A 2,825-nucleotide genomic window follows, 5' to 3' on the forward strand; every position below is an offset into this window, starting at 1 on the left:
TTTCGCGCGCGGCAGCAGCGCAAGCGCGGCGCGGCCGGCGCGCTGCACATGGCCGGCCTTGTCGACGAGCGTGAACGGCAGCTCGGGCCACTGCCATTCCTGCAACGGCACGGCAGGCTCGCGCGGCGGCAAAGAAACAATCAACGTGCTCACAAGAGCTCCTCTCCCGATTGGCGTCGTTATAGCTGGTCGCGAATGCGCACGACCCGTGTCGAATGCGTGGTCGGATCACGATACACGAGCGAGGTGCGATCGACCTCCGCGCGTTCATGCTGGATCCGGCCATGCACGATGAAATAGCTCGAATTGACGTCGATGACGCTCGAGTCGAGCGTCACGTTCGGCGCACCGGCGCCGCGCAGCGCGAGCTGCACGTCGCCGACGTTGCGGAAAAACACGGTCTCGCGGCGCGACACGAGCGCCTGTGCGGACGACACGCTCATCCCCGGCATCAGCGCCGCGATCACCTCGGCCGGCGCGGTGTTCATGTTCACCGGCGTCGTGGTCGGCAGCACGGTGACGAACGGGCGCAGCCGCGCGACCATCTCGGGCGTCACGCCGTCGACGTCGAGCAGGCTGTCGACGCCCGTCATCACCAGCGGCGCCGGCCCGCGGTCGCCGCCCGTCATGCCCGGATCGTCGGTGAAGCCGCCGCCGCCTTGCTGATCGGTCGTCACCGGCGCGGTGATCGGCGGCGCCGTGCCGCCACCCGGCAGCGTCGGCATCTGGAAACGCGTCGCCGAATTCAGCAGGCTCGCGCGCACCTGCAGCGCGATGCGCTTCGCGAACGCGCCGTCGTAGCCGAGCGTCGTCAGCAGGCGCTGGAACGCCTGGACCTGCGTGACGTTCAACTGCAGCACGCCGGGCGCCGGCGACGCCACGAGGTTGCGCAGGTTGAACTTCGCCTGCGCGTCCTCGATCGAGCCGGAGAGATAGGTGTCTTCGCTGCCGGTGTCGTTGGGTGCGCCGATCCGGCCGAGGAAGTCCGACAGTTTCGTCTTCGCGATCGGCACGCCCCAGATCCCGCCGAGATACGTGATGCCGGGCGCCGTGTCGCCTTCGGAGCGCAGGATCATCCGGGTCCAGTCGAGCGCGCCGCGCGCGACCCACTGCGCCTGCGCGATCACGCGCTGGTTCTCGATGCGGCGGATCTGCACCTGCTGGCGCCACAGCATCCCCGAGACGAGGATCGCCGACAGCGCGACGACGAGCAGCGCCGTGATGATCGCCGCGCCGCGCTGACGGCCGCGTGCCCGTGCGCGACCGCTGGCGCGAGCGGCGAGTAATGAGCGGTGAGGGCGCGCGCGCATCGTCATTCCCCGACGAGGAAGATGCGCGTGACCGGCACGCGCAGCGACGTCGCACCGATGCTGACCTGCAGCCCCGTCACCGCGCGCGCAGGCGGCGCGTTGCCGATCTGCGGCACCTTGAGTGCATCGTTGTTCTGCGCGAGCGCTTCGTCGGCCGTCTGCAGGTTGGTGGTCCAGCCCATGCGCGGCACGTACAGCTTCGCGTCGATCGCGCCGACGCCACCCATCAGCGCGACCCAGCTCCAGCCCTCGACGCTGCTGTCCTTCAGCGTGCTGCGCAGCCGGTTCGCGTCGTCGATCGGCGGCGACGCATAGCGCACGACGCGCCCGCCGGCGATCCGGTAACGGACCACCTGCAGCCGTGGCGCAACGCCCGGCACCTCGAGTTCGCGGACGATCTGCAGCGTATTGCCGGCCACGCCGATCGCCGGCTGGCCGGCCTCGTCGTCGGTCGCGGCGAGGCGCGCGTCGATGCGCATCTGGTCGAACATCTGCGCGAACACGCGCTCGTCTTCCATCGCGGCCGCGACCTTGTCGCGGCCGCGCATGATCTGGTCGAGCCCGCGCCACGCGAGGATCGCGACCACCGCGAGGATCGCGATCGCGATCATCAGCTCGATCAGCGTGAAGCCGCGGGCGGGGCGGGCGAGCGGGCGTCGCATCGGCGCGTCAGAGCGGACGGCTGGTTTCATTCGCGACCACCGTCACCATCTGCGCCAGCACGCCGGTGTGCCCGGGCATGCTCACCGAAATCCGCACCCGCCGGAACACCGGGTTGGGCGTGGTGCTCACACGCTGCGTGCAGACGAGCTGCACGTTGCCTTGCGAGCAGTCGAAACTCTGTTCGCCGATCTCCGGCCACGCATGCGTGAGCCGCATCTGCGCGAGCGCGTTGTCGGCGCTCCAGCCGGCGAGCAGCCGGCGATGAAGATCGGACGCATTGTTCGCCATCGTGCCGACCGCGCGGATCGACGCGGCGAGCGCGACCGCGATGATCGCGAGTGCGACCAGCACTTCGATCATCGTGAAACCGCGCGATGAAGAAACGGAAGAGGGCAGGCGACGACGCATCGTCATTGCACCTCGTAGCGGCCGTTGCCGGTGCCGACGATCGTCGCGCTGCCGACCGCCGAATGCAGCGTCACGCGCACCGGCGTGTCGATGCTCTCGGTGCCGAACACGACGCGACTCGCGTGCGTGTCGGACCCCGGATAGTCGATATCGGCGCCGGTGACGCCACCGTCCCAGTCACGCGGGCGCAGCAGGTCGTCGCGCAGCGTGCGCCAGCCGTCGGGCGAGCTCACGTCGAAACGGAAGCCGTGCGCGGTCGGCTGCCACGCGATCGGCCGGGCGCGCACCTGCGCTTCGTCGCCGGCCGTCTCGAACAGCAGCGCGATGCGCTGCGCTTCCTCGCGCAGGTCGGTGCGTGGATTGCGCGTGAGCGACAAGGACGCGAGCGACACGAGCAACCCCGCAATCACGAGCACGACCAGCATTTCGAGCAGCGTGAAGCCG

Annotated in this window: 4 protein-coding genes and 1 pseudogene; all 5 read right to left on the bottom strand. The window is 69.7% G+C overall.

Annotation, left to right across the window (positions count from 1 at the left end; translation table 11 throughout):
* Window positions 1-153, bottom strand: a pseudogene (locus tag G3N93_RS37480) (type II secretion system protein GspL); the annotation flags it as partial.
* Window positions 154-179: 26 nt separating this feature from the next.
* A complete protein-coding gene (gene gspK / locus G3N93_RS37485) occupies window positions 180-1,310 on the bottom strand; it encodes a type II secretion system minor pseudopilin GspK (RefSeq protein WP_174988920.1) in 1,131 nt (376 codons plus the stop codon).
* Between the two features lie 2 nt (window positions 1,311-1,312).
* Complete coding sequence (locus tag G3N93_RS37490; RefSeq protein ID WP_374196551.1) at window positions 1,313-1,972, bottom strand: type II secretion system protein J; 660 nt, start codon at window positions 1,970-1,972, stop codon at window positions 1,313-1,315.
* Between the two features lie 7 nt (window positions 1,973-1,979).
* Entirely contained in the window at window positions 1,980-2,387 is a 408-nt protein-coding gene (gene gspI, locus G3N93_RS37495) for a type II secretion system minor pseudopilin GspI (RefSeq protein WP_081436557.1), read from the bottom strand.
* On the bottom strand, window positions 2,384-2,825 hold a 442-nt coding region (locus G3N93_RS37500; RefSeq protein WP_206135283.1), incomplete at its 5' end, for a GspH/FimT family pseudopilin. The genes gspI and G3N93_RS37500, both read right to left, overlap by 4 nt.

The sequence above is a fragment of the Burkholderia sp. Se-20378 genome (assembly GCF_017104665.1).
GTDB classification, from domain to species: domain Bacteria; phylum Pseudomonadota; class Gammaproteobacteria; order Burkholderiales; family Burkholderiaceae; genus Burkholderia; species Burkholderia lata.